We start from the raw sequence: 24,256 nt of genomic DNA, 5'->3' as shown, positions 1-24,256 counted from the left end.
ATGCTGTTGCTTCGTCCATACTCATTGCATCTTTTTTGACGAGGAATGGAAATGGAATACAGAACATTGGGCAAGTCCGGCTTGCGCGTCGCCCCCATCGGCCTGGGCTGCATGGGCATGAGCTTTGCCTACGGCGGCGCCGACGAAGCCACCTCGCTGCGCGTGCTGCACCGCGCCGTGGAACTGGGCGTCACCCTGATCGATACGGCGGAAGTCTACGGCCCCTACGCCAACGAAGAGCTGGTGGGCCGCGCCCTGAAGCAGCTGCGCGGCAAAGTCAAGGTCAGTGTGGCCACCAAGTTCGGCTTCAAGATCTTGCCCCACGGCCAGGGTGTGGAACGCATGGCGGGCGTGGACAGCCGCCCCGAGCACATCGTCCGCGCCGTGGAAGCATCGCTGTCCAGGCTGGACATCGAGTGTATCGACCTGCTGTACCAGCACCGCGTGGACCCCGCCGTGCCCATCGAGGACGTCGTGGGCGCCATGGCCGATCTGGTGCGCGCGGGCAAGGTGCGCAACCTGGGGCTGTCGGAAGTATCGGCCTCCACCCTGCGCCGCGCCCACGCAGTGCACCCGATTGCGGCCGTACAATCCGAGTATTCGCTGTGGAGCCGCGACGTGGAAGCCGAAGTGCTGCCCGCCTGCCGCGCGCTGGGCGTCGGCTTCGTCCCCTACAGCCCGCTAGGCCGGGGCTTCCTGACGGGCCAGCTCACGTCCAGCGCCGCACTGGCGCCGGATGACTACCGCCACAGCCTGCCCCGTTTCCAGCCGCTGGCGATGGCGGCCAACGCGCACATGATTGCCGAGCTGCAGCGCCTGGCGGCGGCGCGCGGCGCCACAGCGGCCCAGCTGGCACTGGCCTGGCTGCTGGCCCAGGGCACCGATCTCGTGCCCATTCCTGGCGCCCGCAGCGTGACGCACCTGGAAGAGAATGTGGCTGCTGCGCAGATCACCCTGAGCGAAACCGAACTGGCCGCCATCGGCGCCGCCTTTGCGCCCGCCAGCGTGCAGGGCGCGCGCTATCCACAGCATGAGCTTGCCATGCTTGGCCTGTAGACAACCCCGTTTGAGTGCGCTATACAAGTTCTTTGGCCCTTTGCACTTGAAATGCCTGAATCCGCTATCATTTCCAATCTGAACTATTCATTATGAAAGGGACTTACATGTCCGATTTGCTCGAAACACTGCAATGGCGCTACGCCACCAAGAAGATGGACCCGACGAAAACGGTGCCGCAAGACAAGGTCGAGCGCATTGTGGAAGCCGTGCGCCTGACAGCCAGCTCCAGCGGTCTGCACCCGTATGAAGTATTCGTCGTGACGAATCCGGCCCTGCGCGAGCAGATCAAGCCGCATGCATGGAACCAGTCGCAAGTGACGGACGCCTCGCACCTGCTGGTGTTTGCCGCCTGGGACAATTACACGGTAGAACGCATCAACGCGCGCTTTGACCTGGTCAACACCGTGCGCGGCTTCAAGAATGAAGGCTGGGAAGCGTACCGCCAGCAAATCCTGGCCACGTATCCGCAGCGCGATGCGGAAACCAACTACCAGCACGCGGCGCGCCAGGCGTATATCGGCGTGGGCACGGCTCTGATCGCCGCAGCGCAGGAAAAAGTCGATTCGACGCCGATGGAAGGTTTTGATCCGGCCAAGGTCGATGAAATCCTGAATCTGCGCGAAAAAGGCTTGCGTTCCGTCGTCATGCTGCCGCTGGGCTACCGCGCCGACGAGGGCGACTGGCTGGTGGACCTGAAAAAAGTGCGCCCTGCGCGCGAGCAGTTCATCACCGAGCTGGCGTAAGCGCTTCGCCCGTGACTGCAAAGCGGATGCTGGCGACGGCATCCGCTTTTTTTACTTTCAGGCTGGCTGCGGAAAGCGCACCGTCACCTGCAGGCCCCGCCCCGCTTCCCCATCGGCCAGCGCGATATCGGCCCGGTGGTGCTCGGCGATATGGCGCACGATGGACAGGCCCAGGCCACAGCCCCAGGCGTCGTTGCCGTCGGGACGGAAGAAGCGGTCGAACAGGCGTGCATGGTGCTGGCGCGGCACGCCGGGGCCGTTGTCGGAGACGCGCAGCACGGGCCGGCCCTCTTCCACCGCCGCCTGCAAGTCGACCCTTCCGCCCTGCTGCGTGTAACGCAAGGCGTTGTCAATCAGGTTATTCAGCAACACTTGCAAACCATCGGGATCGGCCTGCACCAGCACCCTGGCCGGCAACGTATCCACCACGCCCAGGTCGATGGCGCGGCTGTCGGCCAGCGCGCTGTGATCGGCCACGGCCGCTTCCAGCAACTGCCCCAGGTCCACCGTGTGCAGCTGGCTGGCCGCCAGCGCCGTTTCGTGGCGCGCCAGACTGAGCAGTTGCCGCACCAGGTGCGTGCTGCGGTCCAGCCGTTCATGCAGACGCGCCAGCGCGACGCGGCGTTCTTCCTCGCTGCCCGCCCGCTCGGCCACCTGCAGCTGCAATTTCAGCGCCGTCAGCGGCGAACGCAATTCATGCGCGGCATCGGCAACGAAGGTGCGCTGCGCCGTCAGCGCCGCCTCGAACTGCCCCATCAATCCATTCAGCGCCAGCGCCACGGGCCGCAGCTCAGGCGGCATGGCGTCGGCCACCAGCGGCGTCAGGGTATCCGGCGAACGGCCCGCCACCGATTCGGCCAGCCGGTGCAGGGGCGCCAGCGCGCGTCCCACCACGGCGACGATCAGCAACGCCAGGATCAGCGCGAACACCAGCAGGGGTGCGCCAGCGCGCATCGTCATCTGCCAGGCCAGCTGGTCGCGCACGGCCTGCGCCTGCGCCACCTGCACGTAGCGGCCGCGCCGCGTCTCGCCGTACAGGCGCCAGTCCTCGCCGCGCAAGGTGACATCGGCAAAGCCGGCCAGCGCATAGCGCGGCAGTGCCGGCTGGTCCGGCAAGACGGACAGCGGCTGGCCGTCCTCGTCCCACGCCTGCAGCGCGAACGCTTCTTCCGGCTCTTGCGCGGCGGCCAGGCCCGTTTGCGGCTCGAACTCGTCGGGCAAGGCCACGGCCAGCTGGCGCAGCTGCAAATCGGCCAGTTCATTGGCTTCTTCCAGCAGCGAACGGAACAGCGAAATGCCTGCGCCGAGCACGCACAGCAAGGTGGCCGCCAGTAAACCCAGCAGCAACTGGCGGCGGATGGTCATCAAGCTACTACCCGCATCTTGTAGCCCACGCCGCGCACGGTCTGGATGCTGTCCGCGCCCAGCTTCTTGCGCAGCTGGTAGACATACACGTCAACGGTATTGCTTTCCACTTCGCTATCCCAGCCGTACAGCTTTTCGCTCAGCTGGCGCTTCGACACCACCTTGCCCGGATGGTCAAGCAAAGCGCGCAGCACGGAAAACTCGCGCGGCGGCAGCTTGATCTGTGCACCTTCATAAGTGACGTCGTGGCTGGCCAGGTCCAGGGTCAGCGCGCCATGTTCAATGACGGAGCGCGAACGGCTGACCCTGCGGCGCAGCAGCGCGCGTATGCGCGCCAGCAATTCATCGAGGTCGAACGGTTTTATCAGGTAGTCATCTGCGCCGCTGTCGAGTCCATCGACGCGTGCCGGCGTGCCATCGCGCGCCGTGATGATCAGCACGGGCAATTCGGCGCCCCGCGCACGCATGGCGCGCAACACCTCCATGCCCTCCTTGCCGGGCAAGCCCAGGTCCAGCAGCATCAAATCGTAGGCGAAACCGGCCAGCGCCAGCTCCGCATCGTGGCCATCGCGCACCCAGTCCACGGCATAGCACTCACCGCGCAAGCCCTCGACCAGGCTTTCCCCGATCATCGGATCATCCTCCACCAGTAACACGCGCACGCAGGCCCCTCACAGTCTTGAAAATACCGCTATCTTAACGCGGCTGGGAGAAGCCGGCTGCCGCCTGCCAGGTCAGCAAGCAAGTGACCCGGTACGCAGGCATTGTCGCCGCTGCCAACTGACGCCGGCCGGGACCGGCGCCACGCTCTGCATCGTGGCCGAGTGCGCATCGACATATTGCATGGCCCGACGGGTCTGGCGACGACGTAGCAGTTGCCGTCGAATTGGATATGGGGGTAGACGAAAGATTTGGTGGTGTCAGGCACGCCCGTCAACACTTGCCAGGCATGGATCTGGCATTTGCTCTGCGGGTTCTGCGGTTTCAGGAAGACCAGCGCGGTCTTGTCCCGCATCTCTTCCGATACCACGTTGAAGCTGACCTGAATTGCAGTAGCTCAGACTTGAGCTGACACATCACGTCAGGCGACCGTCTGCACCCCAAAGCGGAAGCTCCCCTGACGCATATTCCCGCAGGAGCCACAGGGCCGGCCTTCTTGTTCCTTTTCTAATCGTATGCGCTATCCAACATATTCTCCAATATTTCTTCATCTATACGACCGATATCAACTGCAGCATCCCAATCTTGATCATAAGGTATTTCAGCAATATACAAATCGAGACCAATTTCATGAAGTCCATGGATTAGTGCTCTAATTTCTTTGTCCCTAGTGACGTGATCATTAAGGAATAATTCAGCAGAATAAAATACTCCCTTTTCACCCATCAAAATCTTTTCTTTTGCCACACCAAGTGGCAACCCCGTTACCTTATGAATCAATTTCACAGCATCCAAATTATTACTTGGCATTGCGAGCGATATAGATATTTTTGACATCAATTCTTCCTTAAATAAACTAAGCGGACATTCAACAGGGGCGACAGGGTTAGCGAGCCTCTGCTTTCGAGCAGCTCGGCTCAAAGTAGCCTCGCAAAACGACCACTATCGCCCCGAATGGACATCTTGCTCTAAGGCCAACAGTTCTTTGGCAGCGTCCACATCCTTACCGTTCTTTGGCAGTCGTGTGATCAAATATTTATCAATTTTCATGCAGTACTTAAGTCCGCTGGGCCGGTTGCCATCGTTGCCAGGCTCCGCCTCGAAGCAGACATAGAGACATAGTTCTGGCGCATTCGACATATGTCACCGCAGCCGATTAAGCGTCGTGATATACAACGCCGTATGTGTCGAACATCGCTCCAGCTAGCTCGACCATGCTTAAGCCGCTGCGCTCCCAAGACGTCAGAAAGTATTCCAACTTGTCGTAAGGAGCTTCAGCGTCCATGCCGTGCAGCGCACAAATCGTGGTTCTGATGCGCAACACCTCAGGGTCATCCGACAAATCGCGTCCTCGGATGGCCTCCCAAAGCCTCGCCCGGACAGCTAAGGCCTCGCTATCCGTTGCCGCGCCCTCAAGATATCGTTTAGCAGCCAAAACAGAAGATTGCGCGGTAACGGGTAGACATCCGATCACCCGAGCCAGGGCGTTAACCATAAAGCGTTGAGCATCACCGTGCTCTGCCGGATCATCCAGATCAACGGTGCATGAAATAACATCAAAAGGATCAAGGTGAGACATGCTGACTTTCTGAGTAAAGTTTGATTGGTCAATTACCGACTGTCCGCTCCTGGCCGGTCGCAGTCATCGGCAGGTTCCACCCCTTAGCGGACTTTGCAATATCAAAATGATCGCCTGAACATTATTCGAGCTTTGAGTCTCGGTCGCAAGCGTATTTAGGGTGCTGCGCTGGAGCGAGGAAAGTATCGATAGCGGATACAATTTTGGCCTTCAATTGTTCACTACCAGCATCTTGCATATCCTTGTGGCGCGAGCCTTTGATGTGGACCACGCATGTACCGTAGTAGCCGCGCTCTTTCTTGTTCGGCAGTACACCGGGGTCGGCAGTGGTGTCACTGGCACGAATTGTCAGGACGTGGATACCAGCTGAGCGGGGCAACGCGACCCGACGGCTGTCGAGGCTGATAAAGCTGGATACGCGGCTCGGGTTGTCAGCGGAAAACTGAGCCGAACTGTCGCCACCAAGGGAGTGCCCGACGAGAAGCAAGTGTCGCCAATCGAACTGAGGATAGCGGACTGAGGTCCCGTCGATCACGGTGGAGATCGACCGTGAAGCTACGCGGGCCATCGCCTGTAGTTGCTTCCTAATCGGCGCGTCTCGATCTAACTCTATGCCGCCAGAGCTATCTTGCAACGCGACAACCAAGTAACCCATTCGGTTGAGATTTCGTGTGACGAATGAGTAGTCTGAACCGGAAAGCCCATATCCTGGGCTAAGGATTGCAACTGGACAGGGTTGCGCACGAGTGCACGCTTGTACATTAGGTGGAACGTGAATATTCACTGGTACGGCAGCAAAGGCCATAGGAGTGCAAAACATCAGGGGAATTAAGGTGACGAGACGGCGCATTGAATCCTTTCTTGCTACGTTTGGAGGATGCTGAATCTGGGGTTACTGATGATTATCTCTGAAGTCGAACAACGAACAATGAGAATTCGATGTAACGACTACATGACGAGTTAAGGCGTAGCCTCGCAATAGGTCTGCTCCTGGCGATATCAGACTACGGCAGCGCTTACCCTTTAACATCCTGTCAGATTTATGTACGGCCGATCAGCATGCGCGCTAACAGCGTCCGGTCACTTCGCCAAAGATTGAAAAATACTACCGCTAGAGCGAACTCTGTGATGACCGCAGTCGCAATACCAATTCCTGCTGTGCCATTTTCATACTCATAGATTCCTAGCACGGCAAGAATCAGGCAAGATATCGTTTGCTCTCTCTTAGGCTCTTCCCGGACTCAAGAAAAGCAGCGCCGGACGACGAGTCCGCGATTTCCTCTGGCACTGGTCGTCACTGCAAACGATGCGGCGTCGCTCGCATGCCACTGCCCACAACAGGCCCTGGCAGATGCAGGGCCTGTGCAGCAGTTTACAGGCCCGCATCGGCGCCATAAATCTCGTTGAGCTTCTTGGCATCGACACCGTGGATATCGGCCGCGTTCGTCAAGCCGTTCTGCTTGAAGGTTTCACCGACCATGGCAACCGGCGACGCATAGTAGCCTGCCTCGGCCAGTTGATAGCTCACTTGCGCGTAAACGCTGTTGCCGGCATTGACTTCCGGCGAGTTGTTCAACGGCGGCAAGACCACGATGGAACGGGGCTTGGCCGCCTTGAACGCCATATAGTCATCAGCAGCCTGCTTGCTGGCGCACTTGCGTCCTGCCGCGGCCCACGATGCCGAACAATTGCTTGTCGCCCACTTCCTTGCGGCCGAATTCGGTCACGTCGCCCGTGACGACGACATCTGCGCTCTTGATATTCTGGCCATCCTTCTTGAACTGCGCTTCCTGCTTGAGTTCGGCCACGTTATCGCGGTTGAGCACATTGAAACGGTTGGACGTCTGCAGGTGCACAATCAAAAACGTTTTCAACTGGCTGCCCAGACGGTCAATGCCATCGGAAAAGATGGCGCGCATGAAATTCTCGCGCTTGTCGAACTTGCCGACAGCGCTCAGGGTGCGTGGACCAACGTGAGGACAGCCAGGGCTTGCGACGACTCCGAAGCGCAGCCAGCCAACAATGCGCCAGGTTTGTTCTTGTTCATAGTGCCCTTATGCCATGGAGGATCAGGAGCAAGCTGCAAAATTAATTGCAAGAAAGTTAATTTTCTGCTTGCAATCAAATGGGATTGCGTGTTTCATAATCTTTTCCAAAAGTAAAGGCGGAAAGGATTGCCTTATTGCCAGTGCCATGCAGCTACGGCGCATGCTTGACTTCTCAAGCTCAATTCATTAACTTGGCAGTAAAAAACGGCGTATGGTGAGTGCCACCGCGACCGACAGACCTTGCACCGCGCCCAGCCCCGGCGCCAACTCCACCGCACGCTTTCCTCTAGATGGGTCACCAGGCCATGCCGTCACACGATCATTCCCCCTCCCATCCGCTGGCCACGGCGCTGGCACTCTCGCTGGGTGCCGCCGTGGCCCTGGGCCTGTCGCGTTTTTCCTATGGCTTGCTGCTGCCGCCCATGCGTGCCGACCTGGGCTGGTCCTACCTGCTGGCCGGCGCCATGAACACCTTCAATGCGCTCGGCTATTTTCTCGGTGCCCTGGCCACGCCAGCGCTGATGCGCCGCCTGGGCGTGTGGCGCTTGCTGATCGCCGGCTCCGTGCTGGCCAGCATCTTCATGCTGATGTCGGGCCTCGTCAGCGATACGACTACCCTGTTCCTGCAGCGTGTGTGTGCGGGCGTGGCCAGCGCCTTCATGTTCATCGCCGGTGGCGTGCTGGCGGCGCGCCTCGGTTCCATGCACAGCCAGCGCGCCGGCTTCTATATCGGCCTGTACTACGGCGGCACGGGTTTCGGCATCGCGCTGTCGGCCTTGCTGGTGCCGGCCGCGTTGACATCTGCACAGGAGCATGGCGCCGCGCATGCCTGGCAATGGCCATGGCTGGCACTGGGCATCGCCTGCCTGGCCGCCACTGCCATCATGGCCCTGCCGGCGAAAGCCATCGGCGAAGCGCCACGCACCCTCGACACGCCGCTGCGCTTCGCCTGGCGCGACTTTTTCCCCAGCCTGGCCGGCTACTTCATGTTCGGCGTCGGCTACATCGGCTACATGACCTTCGTCATCGCCCTGCTCAAGCAGCAAGGCATGCCGCCTGCCTTGATCACCGTGTTCTACACGGTATTGGGCCTGGCGGTGGTGGCGTCGTCGCGCATCTGGGCACGCATGCTGGACCGCTACAGGGGCGGCGAATCGCTGGCTATATTGAATGGCGTGCTGGGCGTGGTCACCATCCTGCCTGCGCTAACCAGCTTTGTCCCCGTCGTGTTCCTGTCCGGACTGGTCTTCGGCGCCGTGTTCCTGTCGGTGGTGGCGTCGACCACGGCCCTGGTGCGGCATAACCTTCCGCAGCAATCCTGGACGGCCGGCATCAGCGCTTACACGACGGTATTCGCGCTGGGCCAGATCGTCGGCCCCATCGTGGTCGGCTGGATCGCCGACGGGCCCGCCGGCCTGGAGCGGGGGCTGATCGCCTCGGCCATCGCCCTTTTCATCGGCGCTGCGCTGGCCTCGCGGCAAAAGGCGCTGGCGCCAGCCACATAGTAGACTACAGGCATGACCCACCTTTGCGGAAAACATACGATGAACACCGATGCACGAAAAATCCCGGCAACGATGGATGCCGAAACGCTGGAATTCATCCAGGGCCTGTTCGCCCTGGTGCGCGAAGGCGACACGCAGCAACTGGGCGTCATGCTCGCCCACGGCGTGCCAGTGAACTTCCGCAACGAAAAAGGCGACAGCCTGATCATGCTGGCCAGCTACCTCGGCCACTTGGAAACGTCGCGCCTGCTGCTCGAAGCGGGCGCCGACGCCAACGTGCCCAACGACCAGGGCCAGACGCCGCTGGCCGGCGTGGCCTACAAGGGCTATCTGAAGATCGCCGAACTGCTGCTGCAGCACGGCGCCAGCGTGGAAGGCGCCAGCCCGGACGGCAAGACACCGTTGATGATGGCTGCCATGTTCAACCGCCTGGCCATCTTCGACCTGCTGCTGCAGCACGGCGCGCGCATCGATGCCGTGGACAGCCGCGGCATGACTGCCGTTTCCTTGGCCAAGTCAATGAACGCACAGGAGACGCTGGCTCGCCTGGTCAGCCTGGGGCAGACGACAGAGTAGTCGATGCAGGTATCGCCGGCAGTTTTGCGACTGCCGTTGGAGAGTTCAGGAAACGCTCTGCCCTAACATCGTTTCTCCAGAAGGGGAAGGCAAGCGTCTTGGCGCAACGCGCGCCGCACGCCCTGGCGTACGTCGTCCATGCCGATCTCCTCGCTGCCGCGTCGTAGGCAAGCCAACGCCGCGTAGCGCAGCACGTTGATGATGGCGCCGCCGCTCAGTTCAAATTCATCGGCCAGCACATCGAGCACGCAGTCCGGCGCCAACCGGCACGGCGGCGCAAAGGCGTCCTGCCATAGCCGCAGGCGCTCGGCGCGGTCCGGCATCGGGAAATGCAGCATCGACTGGAAGCGCCGCGCGTAGGCCTCGTCGATATCGTCCTTGAGATTAGTCGCCAGAATGGCCACGCCTGGGTAATCCTCTATCCGCTGCAACAGGCGGGCAGCGTCCTCGCTGGCGTAGCGGCCGTTGACGCCGGAGCCGCCGCTGCGCTTGCCGAACAGTGCATCAGCCGCGTCGAAGAACAAGATCCAGTCTTGCTGCTCGGCCTGTTCAAACACGCGCGCCAGGTTTTTCTCCGTCTCGCCGACATACTTCGACACCACCATCGACAGGTCGATGCGGTACACCGGCAAGCCGCTCTGCTTGCCCAGCAGCGCGGCGGTGAGCGACTTGCCGGTGCCGGGCGGGCCATAAAACAGGCTGCGGAAGCCCGGCTGGATGCGCCGCTCCAATCCCCAGCCACGCAGCAGCGTGTCGCGGTGTTCGATCCAGGCGCGGATTTCGTCCACCTGGTCCTGCAGCTGCGGCGCCAGCACCAGTTGGTCCCAGTCCAAGGTGGTACTGAGGCGCCGGGCCGGAAAGTCGCCGTCATAGTCGGGCTGCCAAGACTCTCCGGTGACCAGCAACGACAGCGCATCGCGTCCCAGTGTCAGCGGGTGATTGAACAGGGCCCGGGGCGCAGCGCCGTCGGCTGGCCACTCATCCCAGGCCAGCAAGCCCAGCCTGCGCAGCGGCGCGCCGGCGCCGAACAGGCGCTGCGTGGCCACGCGTGCCGCCAGCCGGTCGCCGGCCAGCAGAAATGACGCGGTCTCGGCTGTCGGCCAGAAGCCCCGGTGGCTACCGCCCTGCCCGCCGAATTCGCTGAACGGCAAATCCAGGCTGGCGTTGCGAATCAGAAAACTGTCCAGCGCCTGCGGACGCACATGCGGCGCCAGCGCGAGTATCAGCACCAGCCGCTCCTCGGCACTCAGCCCCCATTTGTGCAACGCCAAGGCATACGGCGCGTGCGCCGGCAAGGTGGGCGGCTCCAGCATGCAAGGAGCGTCGGCGCACTGGAAATGATGCGCCATCGACGACGCGATGACGCCATCCAGCCAAGCCAGCTCGGCCTCCAGCGCCCTGGCGGCCGTGATCTCGCTGTCCCCGTCGGCGCTGAGGGGCAGCCGGGTCTTGCTGCACTGGACCACGCCCTCCTTCGACATGGCCACCATCTTCGCATCCGAGTCGGTGATGGTGTTTGACTGGCCGTCATCATCCTGCACCAGCGTATGGCCGCCCGGCGTGCTGATGGTGGTGATCTTCCTGACATCCTCCGGCAATACCGTCAACCCGCCCTGGTCCGTCGCGTATGGCGTGCCCAGCCGTGCCCACACGCCTTTGTCTTCGGCGTCAAGCATGGGCAAGCTGACACGGACGCGCAACTGGCCCTGGGGGGCGGCTTCGATCTGCTGCACGCTGCCAACCTGCAAGCCCAACACGGCCGGGGCATACACCTGCGCGTCGTCACTGGCGAAGCAGCGCGGCGGCAGGCCGAAAGCGACCTCGGTCACCCAGTTACCTTGTTCCAGCGTGTGCTCCACACGGGCGATATACACGTCGCCGTCGAAGCGCCCACCCAGTCCGGCAAGTTTGATGGTCTTGCCCGGCACCGCCAGTGCGTTGCCCTGGAAACTCACCGTACCGCGCACGCCTGCGCCGGGCACCTCGCCGGCACTTACCGCGCTGAGCTGGTTGCGCGCATCGATCTCGGCATTGAACGCGATCATCGACACGCCATAGGCGAGTAGCAGCCCGCAGCCGTTGTCGGCATGCACCGGCGCACCGATGGCGACCTCGGTGTCGTCCACCAGCAGCACCAGGCCGCCAGCCTCGGCGCGGGCCAGCATGAAGTCCCAGTCGCTGCTGTCATAGCGCACTAGGTCCGACGGTCCGGCCACCGCACCCTCCCCTGTTCCGGCTGCCCCGCCCTGCACCAGCGTCAGCCCCTGCGCCTCCAGCAGTGCCCGCCAGATATCGGCCTCGAACTGGCCGCGATACACGGCGCTCTTGCGGCCCGCCGTCAGTTTGACGGCGCTGTCGGTGCAGGTCAGTACCAGCTGCGAACGGCCCTGCTGGTCCATCCTCACGCCGTGCTTGACGATGATGCCCTTGAACACGGTGCTGGTGTTCTGGTGGTAGCCCATTCTGACCTCCACCATCACGCCGGGTGCCAGCGTGTCTGCCGTACTGAGCTTGAATCCCCCCATCGATGGATCGCCGTCGGCGAGCACGATGCGGGCCGTGCCCAGGCGATTGACCTCGCGCGTGACGTGCATGCATTCGACTACATAGTCATCTGACATGGCATGCCCGTTCAGCATGACCGTCATCGACACCAGGTCAGTCTCGCCGTCCAGCGGCGAAACATTCATGCGGCGCCCCCGGGTGGCGGCGGAACAGCAATGACCAGGCTCTCGTAGGTGACTTCCAGCGTCTCGACCGCCACCTCGTTGCCGTCGGCTTTCAGGTCGGTGCCGCTGACCTTGGTAGGCCAGGCATTCTGCAAGGTCCAGACCATGGTCGGGTTGCCCTTCTCGTCGAGCAGCCTGATCACCATCGTTACCCGCTTGATCAGGCTCATCGAGATTTGCGCGTACCAGGCGTAGAAGCTGTTGTCCCTGGCGAAAACGCCTTTCTTCAGCGTGACATGTCCGCACTTGGCGATGCCGGGCATCTTCACGCCGGAGAACTGCTTGCTGTTGCCGGCGCGGTACTCGATGATCTGCGCCTCCGCCTCCAATCCGCTCACTTCCTGGAACGCCAGGTCCTTCATGTCGCCGATGTCCACCGAAAAATGGAACTTCGGCAACGGCCATATGCCTGCGTCTTGCGCTTCACCTGCCATCATAATGACTCCTCAATAAGCGCTCAGGAAACCGGCTGTTGCTGCTGGAATGTCAGCACGATGAATTCGTCCGGATGGACCAATGCCACGCGTACCGACACGCGCATATAGCCGTTCAGGATATCGTCGCTGCTCATGGTGCTGTTCAGACCGACCTGGACGCTGAACGCATCCTGCGCCTTGGCGCCGGCCAGCGCACCCTGCGCCCACAAGTTGATCAGGAAGTTGGAAATCATGTTCTGCACCGCCACCCAGGTGGTAGCCACGTTGGGCGCGAAGATATAGGCGAGCATCGCGTTCTTGATCGATTGCTCCATCATGAGCAGCGTGCGCCGCACATTGATGTAGCGCCAGTCGTCGCTATTGCCATCGAGCGTGCGGGCGCCCCACACCACCAGGCCACGCGTGGGAATGGTGCGGATCGCGTTGACCGCCCGTCCGTCGAGCGGCATGTTCAGATCCTCCTGGTCGTCCTGCGAGATATCCACCATCGGCGAGACCGCCCCCACGATGCTGGTGTTCGCCGGCGCCATCCACACGCCCCTGTTTGCATCCGTCTGCGCGTACACGCCAGCCATGGCACAGGCAGGCGGCAGTTGGTTGGCCAGCGTCAGCATGTCGGCCGCCACGCGCTGGTACAGGGAACTCACCTGCATGAGCTGCTGATGGCCGCGCGCGATGACCGCCGTGCGGCTTTCCGTGCCGGCTGGCAGCGGAGCGGTGTCGGCAGGCAGCCGCAGTCGGATGGCGGCATACAGGGTGCTCATGCGGACTTGCATCTGCGCGGAGGGTTGCGGCTTCATCGCCGCCAGTTCGCCCTTGAGCGCGTCAGCCAGCACCGCCAGCCCTGCGTCTGTCAGGTTGTCGTAGCTAATGCTGCCTGCGTCAACGACATCAAAATTAAGCCACGGATAATAGGCTGCGCCGTAATTGAGGAAATTGCTGCCGATTTTCTCGCGAAAACCATCGTTCTTGCCGGAAATAACATCACCGTCCGGGTCATGGCTACGTTTCATGCCGCCGGCATGGATGTCGATCAGCGCCATGCGGCTTTGCATCGTGCTGCAATGCTGGAGCGCCGCCTGCCAGAACCTGTAACAATCGTCTGCGCTATCGAGCAGGGTGCTGTCTGGCGCCACGATCAGCGTCACCTCCGGCACTTTTTCCAAGGCATCGAACGGTGCTACCCTATCACTAGCGGGATCAGGTTCCGGCATGAAATCCGAGGCCTGGATGCCATTAGCCTTGACGCTGGCGAAAGTTCCCACCGATAGCACGTAGGCCGGTCCGCCGCCGTTCATGAAGTACAGCTTCACACCGTGATAAAGGAAAAACTGCTGCGCCAATGCGGCGGTGAGGGTCTCCTGGCCGACGCTGGGGGCCAGCGAAAACCTCGGCACCGGTGGGCCGCCGAAGATACGCACATAGTCCAGCAGCGAGCCTACACAGGTGGGAATGCCAGCCTTGGGAACCGCTCCATCGACAGCCTTTTCGGTGTAGCCAAGAAACACCGGTATTGCCGTGGCCACCTCGATGACCGTATTGGGAAATGCATCCTGCTCGACGATATACACGCCGGGGGTCTTCAATTGCATCATCACTCCTTGTCCGATACTGGGCTTGGAGGCTGTCGCGGCGGCCGCAAGCTGACTATCAACATACAAATAACAACGGCAAAAATCACCGTGTCAGTGATTCGTGACTAGCCAAGTTGGCACAGCCCTGGCAATCAAGTAGTAATTTTAATATGAAATTTTGCTTTTTAATAAATTAAAAGAATATTGCTGTATCCACAGTTAAAAAGAGACATTGCGCAAACAGAGCGTAGATCAACCGCCCCCCCGGCGCTTGTTCGCGTTCAGCGCACCGCTTCCGGGCCGTGGGCGCCGGGTCAAGTCGCAGTGGATGGGCGTCGGAGCCGCTTCAGCAGTTCACACCACACGGCTCCCGTGGAGGCAGATCATGTCGTGTTCCGATGCGGCTAGTATGCTGCGGCGCGCCGCAGCAAGGCCTGGCGCAGCTGTTCCACCAGCAACGCCAACGCTGCGGCGTCAAATTCGGGACCGTTGGCGATCTCGATGACGTCAGCCGCTTCGTCCGGACGCAAGCCTTGACCGGCGCAGCGCTCGATCTGGCCGGCGAGAACGGCCATGTCCGCATCGGATGGGTCGGTACCGGCTCGCGCACGGGAGGCCAGACGGGACGCCAGCACGGGCAGCGGCGCATCGACGTGCAGCAGCAGGAACGGCACCTGGCTGCGGCGCGCCAAGGCGCGAAAGGCCAGGCGCCGGCGGCGCTCCAGGAAAGTGGCGTCCACCACCATCACGAAGCCGGCCGCCAGCCCTTGCTGTGCGAGCTGCGCCAGCCGCCGGTAGGTCGCTGCGTTACAGGCCTGGTCATACATTCCCTGCGCAGGCGAAGCTGTGGTGCCGGTGGCGGCCGGCCCCGCAAACAGGCGCTTGCGCTCGACATCCGAGCGCATACGCACCGCCTCCAGCCCTTCGACCAGCGCATTGCACAGCCATGACTTGCCGCTGCCGGCCAGTCCGCAGGAGATCAGCAGCGCCGGCGAGGCCGGTGCGATGCACGCATGCGCGAAGGCCAGATAGCGCTGCGCCTGCAGCAACGCCGCAGAGCGTCCACGGCTGCCAGCCCGGGAGCGCAACAGGAACACCTTGCAGCGCACCAGTGCCCGCTGCACCCGGTAATACGGCAGCAGCGCCAGGCTGCCGTAGTCACCGCAACGCTCCAGATAATTGTTCAGCAAGCGGGCGGCCAGACCGCGGCGGCCCTGGCATTGCAAGTCCATCCAGGCAAACGCCAGGTCCTGCGCCACGTCGATCCAGCGCAATGCGGTGTTAAATTCAATGCCGTCAAACACGCGAACCTGTCCGGCCAGGGTCAGGATGTTGCTGCAATGCAAATCACCATGGCATTCGCGCACCCAGCCATCAGCCTTGCGGCGGGTAAACAGCGGCGCCAGGGCCTGCTCCTGCCGCGTCAACCAGGCAGCAATCTCGTCGAGCATGGCTCGCTGGCGCGTGTCGTCGAGTACGGCGGCAATGCCAGCCACATCCTCGTGGGTGCGGGCAACGATCAATGCACCGTTGCCCCAGGGCGACTGGCGTGTCGCCCGCGCAGCGCCCGCATGAAAATCCGCCAGCAACAACGCAAGAGCGCTGACTTCATCCACGCCTAACTGGCCGGCATTCAAGCGCGCCTGCCACAGGGCGGACTGCTCAAAGCGACGCATGCGCACGGCGTACTCGATTACCGGGCCCTCGCCGTCGATGGCGGGACAGGCCCGCGTACCGGTAATGCTTGCCAAGCCCAGGTACAATTCCGGCGCCAGGCGCCGATTCAAGCGCAACTCTTCCTCGCATGCATACCGCCGCGCTGACAGGGTACTGTAATCGAGCACGTCGCGATGCAGGGCCGTCTTGAACTTGTAGGCCAGGTCGCCCACCAGCATGATGCGTGAAATATCGGTGACGATGACCTGCACCGGCGCACCTTCGCTGTCGAGGCGATGGGCCAGACGGCGCAATAGCCTGGTTTGCCGCAAAACCTCGTACTCCTCCACGTGGCTTTGCCTGCTATCCGGCCACTGCTGCTCGCTTTGCGGCATGTGCATCGGCCCCTGCGCGACGAGGGGCAGTACACCGGTCTGCCTGGCTGCCTTGTCGCCGAATCGCACAGCGTTGGCCTGCGCGGCCGGGTTTTTCCGGAGAGCATGGATGTCGCCATTGACATGGGAAGGCAGCCGTCTTTTCCATCGTATTTCACTGCAAGGGCCTGCGGGCGCCAGGGCAATGCGGTTCTCGACGCCGCGCACCCCGCACAAGGCATACACTGCTTCCTCGGCCCGCTTGCGCTGATAGTTCCAGCACAGCGTCCCTTCGAGCCGCAGCATGCCGTGCTGTACCAGCACCGCGATGGCGTCGGCGGAGCTGGGAAATTGCGCCTTGACGGCCGCCACCGCCGCGCGCGCCAGGTCCGCATCCGGGCGCTTCTCGCCCAACAGCGCCACCTCGATGTTATTGAGCACGCCAGCCACCCCGGCCATGCCTGCGGCACAGCGCCCGGCCCGCATCTTATCGGGAAAACAATGCACGCGTCCCGACAAGGCGACGACACCGTGATTGACGGACACCACGATGGAAGGCGGCCCTATCCGGGCAACAAAGCTGAGTTCATGCTCTACATTTTGCTTGACTTGAGCATCGGTCAACATGCTTTCCTCCTGGGGCCAGACGCTTCGGGCAAACCGCCACTTCTTGCTGTGCATCAGCTTTCCGGCAGTGATCCTAGCATGGCTACTCCGCCAGAAAACATGATCCGGATCACTGCTTGCCCGGCGCCAGTTCCCAAAACCCATGAATTGATGGCTGGCTTGACCTGGATCAGTTGGCGCTCATTACAAGCAAGGCTGAAACACGTATCGTAAGTCTTTTCTGGAGGCCACCATGTACAAAACCATCCTGATGTATGCCGACCAGTTTTCCGGTTTCGAACGGCGCCTGCAAGTGGCGGCGGCACTCGCCAGCGAAGCCGACTCGCATTTGATAGGCACTGTGGCCAGCGGCGGGCCGCAACTCGATTACCTGGTCTACGGGGCGGTAACGCTGGCGCCGCCCCCGCCGATCGATCACGAGCCCTTGCGCGACGCGGCGCGGGAACAGCTGGCCCGCTTCGACGAGCGCTGCCGCCAGCTCGGCGTCGCCTCGTACGAAACCCGCTTTCAAGATAGCAGCGCGGCCGACGCACTGATACTGCAATCGCTGTACTGTGATCTGCTCATTACGGGCCAGAGCGACCTGAGCGACCGGTCGCTCATCTGGTCGACCCGCCTGCCCGCGTATCTCGCGCTGCACAGCGCCCGTCCCTTGCTGGTCATACCCGATGGCGATGGCCCGGTGACCATCCCCGGCCGCTCCATCGTCATCGGCTGGAATGCCACTGCCGAGGCCAGCCGCGCGGTGGCTGGCGCGCTGCCGCTGCTGCGTCGGGCGCAGCGTGTGCAAATCGTCGTCCTGAACCCGCGCCAGCATTATGCGCAGCATGGGCAGGAGCCAGGAGCCGACCTGGCCACCTACCTGGTGCGCCATGGCGTGCGGGCGGAAGTCATTCGCAGCGAAACCACCGAAGAATGCGGTACGGCATTGTGCCGCCTGGCCCAGGAGAGCGGCGCGGACCTGATTGTGGCAGGGGCTTTCGGCCGCAGCCGCTTCCAGGAATGGGTGCTCGGCGGGACGACGCAAAGCCTGCTGAGCCAGTCACGCTTGCCGGTATTGCTGGGCCATTGAGCGGCGTCGCCGCCCGGCCGCTTGCGCACTGCTGATGCCGAGGCGCAGGCAGCAAGCGCCTTTTCATCCTCCAGGGAGCACACTCATGATCACCGACAACGACATCAAGGCGCAAGTCGAACAGGAATTACTGTGGGATGCACGCATTAATCCCAGCCACATCGGCGTCTCGGTCAACGACCGTGTCGTCACGCTGTCGGGCTTTGTGCATGCCTACAGCCACAAGCTGCACGCCGAGCGCGACGCGCAATGCCTCGCTGGCGTGCTGGGCGTGGCCAATGACATCGAGGTGCGCCCCCACTCGCGGCTGGACGCGGAAATTGCCCACGATGCCATCGCCGCCATCGCACTGCAACTGCCCGTGTCGTCAAAAACGATCAAGGTCATCGTCGAGCATGGCCATGTCAGGCTGGAAGGCACGGTTGACTGGAACTACCAGCGCGAGCACGCCCAGCTGGCACTGCGCCATGTCCATGGCATACGCAGCATCGAGAGCGCCATCGATATCAGCCACAAGGCCATCCCGGCCGATATCAAGGCGCGCATCCAGGCAGCCCTCAAGCGCAGCGCCCTGATCGAGGCCAGCGGCATCAAGGTCGAGGCGGATGGCGATGCGGTCATCCTGAGCGGCAAGGTACGTTCCTGGACTGAACGCGACGAGGTCGAGCGCGCGGCCTGGATGGCGCCTGGCATCACTGCCGTCACGAACCAGCTTCAGGTTGGCAACTGAAGCGTCCGCCCATATGGGCGGGACACCGGCATCGAGGATTCGGCAGCCCTTCAGTGCGCATGGCGCTACGGTTTCCCGCTGCCGCCCATCGTGTCCCGGCTCCTGCTCCAGTTGCTCGATACGCGCCTGCCGTTTGCGATTACGCTGAGTCATGGCTGCCGCACCTTGATGTAGTCTGAGCAGCATGTTCGCGCCGCCACCCGTCCACTGTAGCGCGTCGCGATAACGTTGCCTTCCTGGCAATTTTAGGCATATCACATTAACGCTACAAAGTCGCTGGCGTCTGCGGCACGCCGGCCGGGCAACATCGCAGGCACATGATCTGGCGCCTTGCCAAACACCGTGCAACTTACTACTATCAAAGTCCGGGCCCAGTGCGCCCACCGTGCATTGCGTCAAGGAGCCATCATGATGCCGCTGGACTCATCCCATCGCCAGTTCATTGCCGATATACTCGCAGCCACGCCGGACATGGCCCTGGCCACCGTGCGTCCGGATGGCTACCCTCAGACGACGGTGGTCAGTTACGTGCACGACGACCTGACGCTGTATTGCAGCATCGGCCTGAACAGCCAGAAAGCGCATAATATCCGGCAGCACGACAAGGTCTCTCTGGCCATTACGCCCCCGTACCATGACTGGCAGCATATCCGCGGCCTTTCCATGGCGGGCACGGCAACCCTGGTCGACAATGCCAGCGAAAACGAGCAGGTGGCCGACCTGATGCTGTTTCGCTTTCCCCAACTGCGCGACGTCATGGGGGCCAACACGGCCGCGCCGTGGCCTGGCCTCGTCTTCCTGCGCATCAAGCCAAGCGTCATTTCCTTGCTGAACTATGAACTGGGGTTCGGCAACACCGAATTATTTGCTGTCAGCTGATACATGGCGCGTCACCGGCTTTGCGCCTGGGCATGGCAGATTAATGTCGCGCTTGATACGCATCAATTCACCGCCTTCCGCTGCGGATGCCGGCTACTACACTGACGTCATCACTGCGTTTCCCGCAGCAAACCCTGCGTGCCGCGACACGCCTACGCCGGAGAGCCAACATGCCCGACATCAACATCAACTTTGCCAAGCTGCTCACTTCGGGCAGCAGCAGCTTGCTCGATCACTACCATGCGATGGCGGAGCACACACTCGACAATGGCGCAGACGCCGCGCGCCTGACACTGCATTACCTGCAAGACTTGTCACAGGCAAACATGAACACGCTGCTCCAGCGCGTGCAAGAGAAAGGCGTCGCCCACCTGTACGAGTTCGATGCTGCCAGTTTGAAAGCGCAATGCACACTGGGCGATGATTACCGCGTGAATCTGTTCGCCATCCTGCTGGACATGCAACGCACCTTGGTGGAAGGCGGCAGTTCGACCCTCTATGACGGCTACAAGCAGTGGCAGAAAATCGGCTCGTCCTAGTCAGGTGCCGCATGCCCTCCCCAGCCGCCCCGACACTCAGGAGTAGCGCGGTGGCGCCGCGACAGCCAGCGGATGGCCAAGCGATTGCGCCAGCATCACGTGGTGTCCATCCGCCAAGCCCATGGCCGCGGCCAGCTCTCCCTGGTCGAACCAGCCACGCGATACCACCGCCAGGCCCTCGGCGGCGCAAAACAGGTACACGTTCTGGCTGATGTGACCGGCGTCGAGGGCGGCAAACAGCAACTGCCTGGCCTGCTCCTCGGGCGGCATCCGCGACAAATTGGCGACATACAGCAGGTTGACGGGCGCCGTCGCCACGAAATCCTGCTTCCCCGTCACGGCCCGGATATCGACAGTGCTCAGTTGCCGCAGTGATGGCGCCACCGGATCATATCGGTACAGGCCGCTGGACATGGCGACATAAATCTCAATTTCCTGCGCATTGCAAACGGATGGCGCCGTTCGATGGCCCGTGCTGGGGCGGTTGCAGCCATCGGCGGCCCACAGCAGGCGCGAGAGCCGGTACCAGGACAGCTCGTGCTCGCTGAATTCGCGCTGCGACTGGCGCAATTTCAACACCTCGATGAGGGCCATGCCCAGGGCACTGATATCGGCATCGAGTTCGAACGTACCCGGCCCCATCAACGGCAAAGGTTCGCTTGTCAGTGCATTTTTCTTCACTTCCCCTCCATTACCTGAAAATCGGCTGGCCAAGCTCCCGTCGCCGTATCGCCGGGCGTTCGCGGGCAGCGGCAACCGTGTACCCAAGCTCACTATAAAGGGTGAATTTCCACTTGTCTGTCCGAACAATGATCGATATCAAAAGCGACGGTAATCGGCAGACGCAGACCTTGCCCGGGTGACAGCCATCGCGGATGGCACAGGGGCTGCACAACACTATTCAAGCGCGGTATTGATACAGATCATGGCAAGCGGTGGCTGCCTGCCTGTAGTGTGAAAGGCAGTTGCCCCCCTAAAACAGGAGTAAGGCCATGATTGCCCATATAAAACCGCTTGGCAGCGTGCTGTGCGGCATCCTGCTCGCTTGCGTTCCCATGCTCGCCCTAACCCAGCCGAAGGATGGACTTGCGTCCGACCAGGAAATCGCAAGAGTGCAGTTGCAAGCGACGGCAAATGAGCATGTCGACAACGCGCGCACTGCTGTGGCCTTGCTGGAAAAGGATACGCTGATGACGGAAGCGCTGCGCTGGTCGAAAGGAGTCTTCATACTGCCCTCCTGCCGCCGCGCCACGCTGGCCTTCGGCGCCAGCGGCGGCACCGGTGTACTGCTGCGCAAGCGGGAGAATGGCAGCTGGAGCGCTCCCGCCTTCTTCAAACTGGGCACCGGGCTGCAGACCGGCGTGGAAGCGGGGCCATTCGTGTCCCTGTCGCTCAACGACTGCGCAATGCCGGACCGCTAGCGGCGGGAGCATGAGGCGATGGTTTCCCTGACTATCTTAGTGCACAGGCGGCTGGTTCGCGCGCCCTGGCAAGCGAGGACGTAATGCACAATGACACTACACCTGCCGCTCGCGGGTTTCCCGATCACATCGCCGGTGGGCAGCGCCAGTGGATCAGGCGCAATACCAGCCTGTATCGTTCTGGAGATCGCGTCACCGATTGCGTGTTTTTCATACACGCCGGCAGTTTCAAGCACTATCGTACGGATGAGACGGGGGCAAGGAAAATCACCTGTTTCCCTGCCCGCGGGGATTTCCTTGCGCTCGACAGTATCGGGCTTGACTGGCATCCCTGTACCGCCGTGGCGCTGGAAGACAGCGAAGTGTATGTGATCAGCTACGCCATATTGCGCCAGCAGCTGACCATATTGCACCACCTGCTCGCATTGAGCATCCGGGAAATGCGCGCAGGCACAGTGCAAATGCATCAGGCCACGGCCGAGCAGCGACTGGCCGCTTTTCTGCTTGAGCGGGCCAGGCACACCCGCCTGGAAGGCACGCCGCCATGCTATCGCTTGCCCATGTCGCGTTGCGACATCGGTAACTACCTGCACCTGTCGCCGGAAAGCGTCAGCAGGGTCATGCATCACTTCAAGCAAGCCGGTCTCATTTTGCTGGAAAACCGCTATATCGTGCTCCTTGATGCCGGCGCAATGGAAACGATCGCCACTGCCGCGCACCCAGCTTCACCCCATGCTGCCCGCTCCCCCTTTGCCATCAGCCACTCTTCGACGAGCTAATCATGTACGAGACCTCCAGTTCCGCCAGCGATGCGGCCTCTCCTCTTCCATGCTCCGAGTGCAGCACGCGCGGCGTATGCTTGCCAGCAGACATGAGCGACGCGGACTGCGGCAGGGTCAGCGGCCTGGTGCTGCAGCAGCATCACCTGGTGCGGGGCGATGCCTTGCAAGGTGTCAATGAACCGGTGCGCGGTCGCTGGTATGCCATTCGCAGTGGCCAGTTCAAGTCCTTTCAGGCAGACCAGCATGGAAAACCCTGTATTACCAGGTTCGCCAGTGAAGGAGACCTGCTGGGACTCGACAGCCTCGACCTCGATCGCTACACCGACTCAACGACGGCGCTCTGCGACAGCACAGTGTGCGAGTTTTCCTATCCCCAACTCATTGAAGCGGCGCGGCACTTTCCTGGACTTGCGCGTTCGCTGGAATGGCGGCTGAGCAAGCAATTGGGGCAACAGCAGGAGCTGGGCCTGCTGGTCCGGTGTGATTATGCGGAACAGAAATTCGCGCAGTTCCTGTCGCACCAGGCCTGGAAAGGCGGCGACCAGAACGACCACGTGCCTCAATTGCACCTTGCCTTGTCGCGCAAGGAGATTGCCGACTATCTTGACCTGACGCATGCCACCGTCACGCGCATGATCTCGCGCCTGCAGGAGCTCGGCATCATCTCCGTCAGATATCGCCAGCTTCGCCTGCTCGACCGCCCTGGCCTGCATCAGATTGCCGCAGGGCAGCATCCTGCATCGAAAGGAAGTGCGAGTACGGCAAGCGACAATACCGACCATCACCCGGCGTGGCAGCCCATGCCAGGCATACATTTGCTGTCGCCAGAATGATCAGGATCATGGTTACTCTGCAGTATAAACGTCACACTGGACGCACCACAACAAGTTTGAGGAGAGCACCATGTTCAAGCACATACTGGTTCCAACGGATGGTTCGCCCGCCTCGAGGCCTGCGCTGCTGTCGGCCATCGCGCTGGCGCGCTCGTGCGGCGCGCGCATTACCGCGCTGCATGTGGTGCCGGATTTTCACGTCCTCAGCCATGATACGGAGATGCTGGAGGCGACCCGCACAACTTATCTGGACGAAAGCATGGAGAACGGCAAGAGAGTGCTCGATTTCGTCTGCGGGCAGGCGCGCGAAGCCGGTGTCGAGTGTGGCACCTTCCTGACGCGCTCCGATCACCCCCACGAAAAAATACTCGAGACGGCCGAGGCAAACGGCTGCGACCTGATCGCCATGGGGACGCATAGCAAATTCGGCTTGAAAGGCGTGCTGCTGGGCAGCGAAACACACAAAGTCCTCGTGCACAGCCCTCTGCCGGTGCTGGTCTTTCGTGCCGCCTGAGCACGCGCGGAAGCCTGGTCCAGCGCCGGCCAGACCGGCGCCTACCCCGCCTCGCCGATCGTGATGAGATTATCCTGCGACTGTGCATAGGCAAGCGCATACGCGAGTTCGCCGGGGGAGCCTGCGTGCAAGGTAAACAGCGGTTGCCCCACCGCCACCAGCGTACCTAGCGGCGCATGAAATACCATGCCTGCCGCCGGCGTCTTGGGTGCGCCGGCCAGCTTGGCTGTCCGGGCCAGCAGTCGGTTGTCGATGGCCATGACCGTGCCGGCACCCTGGGACGCCTTGCCGGCGAGCTCCAGCAAGCCTGCGGCCAGCGCCCGCTGGCGCAAGTCATCCGGCCCACCGCTGTGATTCTGCAACACGGCCAGCACGTCGAGCGCTTCGCGCGCCGGACCGATGCCGCGTCTTCTGCCGAAGCGTCACTGCTTATACCCCTGGAACAGGCCGCAATCGACGAGAATCCGCTCATTCCCGCTGGTGAGCAGATATTGCGAACCATTGACCGTCCCCGTCGCGCCCAAAAACGTCAGTTGCAGCATTGCCCCCAAGTC

General features: G+C 61.9%; 22 protein-coding genes and 3 pseudogenes. 12 read left to right on the top strand and 13 right to left on the bottom strand.

Annotated elements, in window-relative coordinates:
* Window positions 1-51: 51 nt before the first annotated feature.
* Window positions 52-1,056, top strand: a complete 1,005-nt coding sequence (locus CLU92_RS05230) for an aldo/keto reductase (RefSeq protein ID WP_101481023.1) — start codon at window positions 52-54, stop codon at window positions 1,054-1,056.
* A 107-nt stretch (window positions 1,057-1,163) separates the two neighbouring features.
* Entirely contained in the window at window positions 1,164-1,802 is a 639-nt protein-coding gene (locus tag CLU92_RS05225) for an NAD(P)H-dependent oxidoreductase (RefSeq protein WP_101481022.1), read from the top strand.
* 57 nt (window positions 1,803-1,859) lie between these two features.
* On the opposite strand, the gene CLU92_RS05220 is transcribed toward CLU92_RS05225, so the two are convergent.
* From CLU92_RS05220 to CLU92_RS05195, 7 genes and pseudogenes are all read right to left on the bottom strand, one after another.
* The gene (locus CLU92_RS05220) at window positions 1,860-3,167 is read right to left on the bottom strand and encodes an ATP-binding protein (protein WP_101481021.1); all 1,308 of its coding nucleotides are present in this window, start codon (window positions 3,165-3,167) and stop codon (window positions 1,860-1,862) included.
* Complete coding sequence (locus CLU92_RS05215) at window positions 3,167-3,829, bottom strand: response regulator transcription factor (protein ID WP_101481020.1); 663 nt, start codon at window positions 3,827-3,829, stop codon at window positions 3,167-3,169. Before CLU92_RS05215 ends, CLU92_RS05220 begins: the two co-directional genes overlap by 1 nt.
* A gap of 505 nt (window positions 3,830-4,334) precedes the next feature.
* Window positions 4,335-4,664 (bottom strand): hypothetical protein, encoded by a 330-nt coding sequence (locus CLU92_RS27390; RefSeq protein WP_143452542.1) that lies wholly within the window; start codon window positions 4,662-4,664, stop codon window positions 4,335-4,337.
* Window positions 4,665-4,983: 319 nt separating this feature from the next.
* The gene (locus tag CLU92_RS05210; RefSeq protein WP_101481019.1) at window positions 4,984-5,406 is read right to left on the bottom strand and encodes a hypothetical protein; all 423 of its coding nucleotides are present in this window, start codon (window positions 5,404-5,406) and stop codon (window positions 4,984-4,986) included.
* A 121-nt stretch (window positions 5,407-5,527) separates the two neighbouring features.
* A complete protein-coding gene (locus CLU92_RS05205) occupies window positions 5,528-6,061 on the bottom strand; it encodes a hypothetical protein (RefSeq protein WP_101481018.1) in 534 nt (177 codons plus the stop codon).
* A 720-nt stretch (window positions 6,062-6,781) separates the two neighbouring features.
* Window positions 6,782-7,036: pseudogene (locus tag CLU92_RS05200) on the bottom strand (GNA1162 family protein); the annotation flags it as partial.
* 22 nt (window positions 7,037-7,058) lie between these two features.
* Window positions 7,059-7,453 (bottom strand): annotated as a pseudogene (locus tag CLU92_RS05195) (CsgG/HfaB family protein); the annotation flags it as partial.
* Window positions 7,454-7,759: 306 nt separating this feature from the next.
* On the opposite strand from CLU92_RS05195, the gene CLU92_RS05190 reads away from it, so the two are divergent.
* Together CLU92_RS05190 and CLU92_RS05185 are read left to right on the top strand one after the other, a co-directional pair.
* Window positions 7,760-8,959 carry a YbfB/YjiJ family MFS transporter gene (locus tag CLU92_RS05190; protein ID WP_101484502.1) on the top strand — a complete coding sequence of 400 codons (1,200 nt, stop codon included), beginning with the start codon at window positions 7,760-7,762 and terminating at the stop codon, window positions 8,957-8,959.
* 39 nt (window positions 8,960-8,998) lie between these two features.
* Entirely contained in the window at window positions 8,999-9,535 is a 537-nt protein-coding gene (locus CLU92_RS05185; RefSeq protein WP_101481016.1) for an ankyrin repeat domain-containing protein, read from the top strand.
* Window positions 9,536-9,597: 62 nt separating this feature from the next.
* Here CLU92_RS05185 and CLU92_RS05180 read toward each other — a convergent pair whose 3' ends face one another.
* The 4 genes from CLU92_RS05180 to CLU92_RS05165 all read right to left on the bottom strand — a co-directional run bounded on the left by CLU92_RS05180 (window position 9,598) and on the right by CLU92_RS05165 (window position 16,932).
* The gene (locus CLU92_RS05180; protein ID WP_101481015.1) at window positions 9,598-12,225 is read right to left on the bottom strand and encodes an AAA family ATPase; all 2,628 of its coding nucleotides are present in this window, start codon (window positions 12,223-12,225) and stop codon (window positions 9,598-9,600) included.
* The gene (locus CLU92_RS05175) at window positions 12,222-12,701 is read right to left on the bottom strand and encodes a phage tail protein (RefSeq protein WP_257560979.1); all 480 of its coding nucleotides are present in this window, start codon (window positions 12,699-12,701) and stop codon (window positions 12,222-12,224) included. The genes CLU92_RS05180 and CLU92_RS05175 overlap by 4 nt, the downstream gene beginning before the upstream one ends.
* A gap of 20 nt (window positions 12,702-12,721) precedes the next feature.
* Window positions 12,722-14,293 (bottom strand): phage tail sheath C-terminal domain-containing protein, encoded by a 1,572-nt coding sequence (locus CLU92_RS05170; RefSeq protein ID WP_180338434.1) that lies wholly within the window; start codon window positions 14,291-14,293, stop codon window positions 12,722-12,724.
* Between the two features lie 386 nt (window positions 14,294-14,679).
* Window positions 14,680-16,932 (bottom strand): AAA family ATPase, encoded by a 2,253-nt coding sequence (locus CLU92_RS05165; protein ID WP_180338433.1) that lies wholly within the window; start codon window positions 16,930-16,932, stop codon window positions 14,680-14,682.
* A 232-nt stretch (window positions 16,933-17,164) separates the two neighbouring features.
* Between CLU92_RS05165 and CLU92_RS05160 the strand changes: the two genes are divergently transcribed.
* The 4 genes from CLU92_RS05160 to CLU92_RS05145 all read left to right on the top strand — a co-directional run bounded on the left by CLU92_RS05160 (window position 17,165) and on the right by CLU92_RS05145 (window position 20,152).
* A complete protein-coding gene (locus CLU92_RS05160; protein ID WP_101481012.1) occupies window positions 17,165-18,004 on the top strand; it encodes a universal stress protein in 840 nt (279 codons plus the stop codon).
* Between the two features lie 85 nt (window positions 18,005-18,089).
* A complete protein-coding gene (locus CLU92_RS05155; RefSeq protein ID WP_101481011.1) occupies window positions 18,090-18,734 on the top strand; it encodes a BON domain-containing protein in 645 nt (214 codons plus the stop codon).
* A 408-nt stretch (window positions 18,735-19,142) separates the two neighbouring features.
* Window positions 19,143-19,613 (top strand): pyridoxamine 5'-phosphate oxidase family protein, encoded by a 471-nt coding sequence (locus CLU92_RS05150; RefSeq protein ID WP_101481010.1) that lies wholly within the window; start codon window positions 19,143-19,145, stop codon window positions 19,611-19,613.
* A 170-nt stretch (window positions 19,614-19,783) separates the two neighbouring features.
* Window positions 19,784-20,152: a hypothetical protein gene (locus CLU92_RS05145; protein ID WP_101481009.1), complete on the top strand. Its 369-nt coding sequence runs from the start codon at window positions 19,784-19,786 to the stop codon at window positions 20,150-20,152.
* A gap of 36 nt (window positions 20,153-20,188) precedes the next feature.
* Here CLU92_RS05145 and CLU92_RS05140 read toward each other — a convergent pair whose 3' ends face one another.
* Window positions 20,189-20,833: a SagB/ThcOx family dehydrogenase gene (locus tag CLU92_RS05140; RefSeq protein WP_208327735.1), complete on the bottom strand. Its 645-nt coding sequence runs from the start codon at window positions 20,831-20,833 to the stop codon at window positions 20,189-20,191.
* A gap of 311 nt (window positions 20,834-21,144) precedes the next feature.
* On the opposite strand from CLU92_RS05140, the gene CLU92_RS05135 reads away from it, so the two are divergent.
* The 4 genes from CLU92_RS05135 (at window position 21,145) to CLU92_RS05120 (ending at window position 23,702) form a co-directional block, all read left to right on the top strand.
* Window positions 21,145-21,573 (top strand): hypothetical protein, encoded by a 429-nt coding sequence (locus tag CLU92_RS05135; protein ID WP_143452541.1) that lies wholly within the window; start codon window positions 21,145-21,147, stop codon window positions 21,571-21,573.
* Window positions 21,574-21,656: 83 nt separating this feature from the next.
* On the top strand, window positions 21,657-22,352 hold the full coding sequence (locus CLU92_RS05130; protein WP_101481007.1) for a Crp/Fnr family transcriptional regulator: 696 nt from the start codon (window positions 21,657-21,659) through the stop codon (window positions 22,350-22,352).
* A 2-nt stretch (window positions 22,353-22,354) separates the two neighbouring features.
* Complete coding sequence (locus CLU92_RS05125) at window positions 22,355-23,188, top strand: Crp/Fnr family transcriptional regulator (protein WP_101481006.1); 834 nt, start codon at window positions 22,355-22,357, stop codon at window positions 23,186-23,188.
* A gap of 70 nt (window positions 23,189-23,258) precedes the next feature.
* Complete coding sequence (locus tag CLU92_RS05120; RefSeq protein WP_101481005.1) at window positions 23,259-23,702, top strand: universal stress protein; 444 nt, start codon at window positions 23,259-23,261, stop codon at window positions 23,700-23,702.
* A gap of 41 nt (window positions 23,703-23,743) precedes the next feature.
* Here the strand turns inward: CLU92_RS05120 and CLU92_RS05115 are convergent.
* Window positions 23,744-24,109, bottom strand: a pseudogene (locus tag CLU92_RS05115) (thymidine phosphorylase); the annotation flags it as partial.
* Window positions 24,110-24,256: the final 147 nt, after the last annotated feature.

It is taken from the genome of Janthinobacterium sp. 61 (assembly GCF_002846335.1).
Classification (GTDB): Bacteria; Pseudomonadota; Gammaproteobacteria; order Burkholderiales; family Burkholderiaceae_D; genus Janthinobacterium.
The sequence above is the reverse complement of the archived record's forward strand: the minus strand, read 5'-3'. Positions and strand labels throughout refer to the sequence as shown.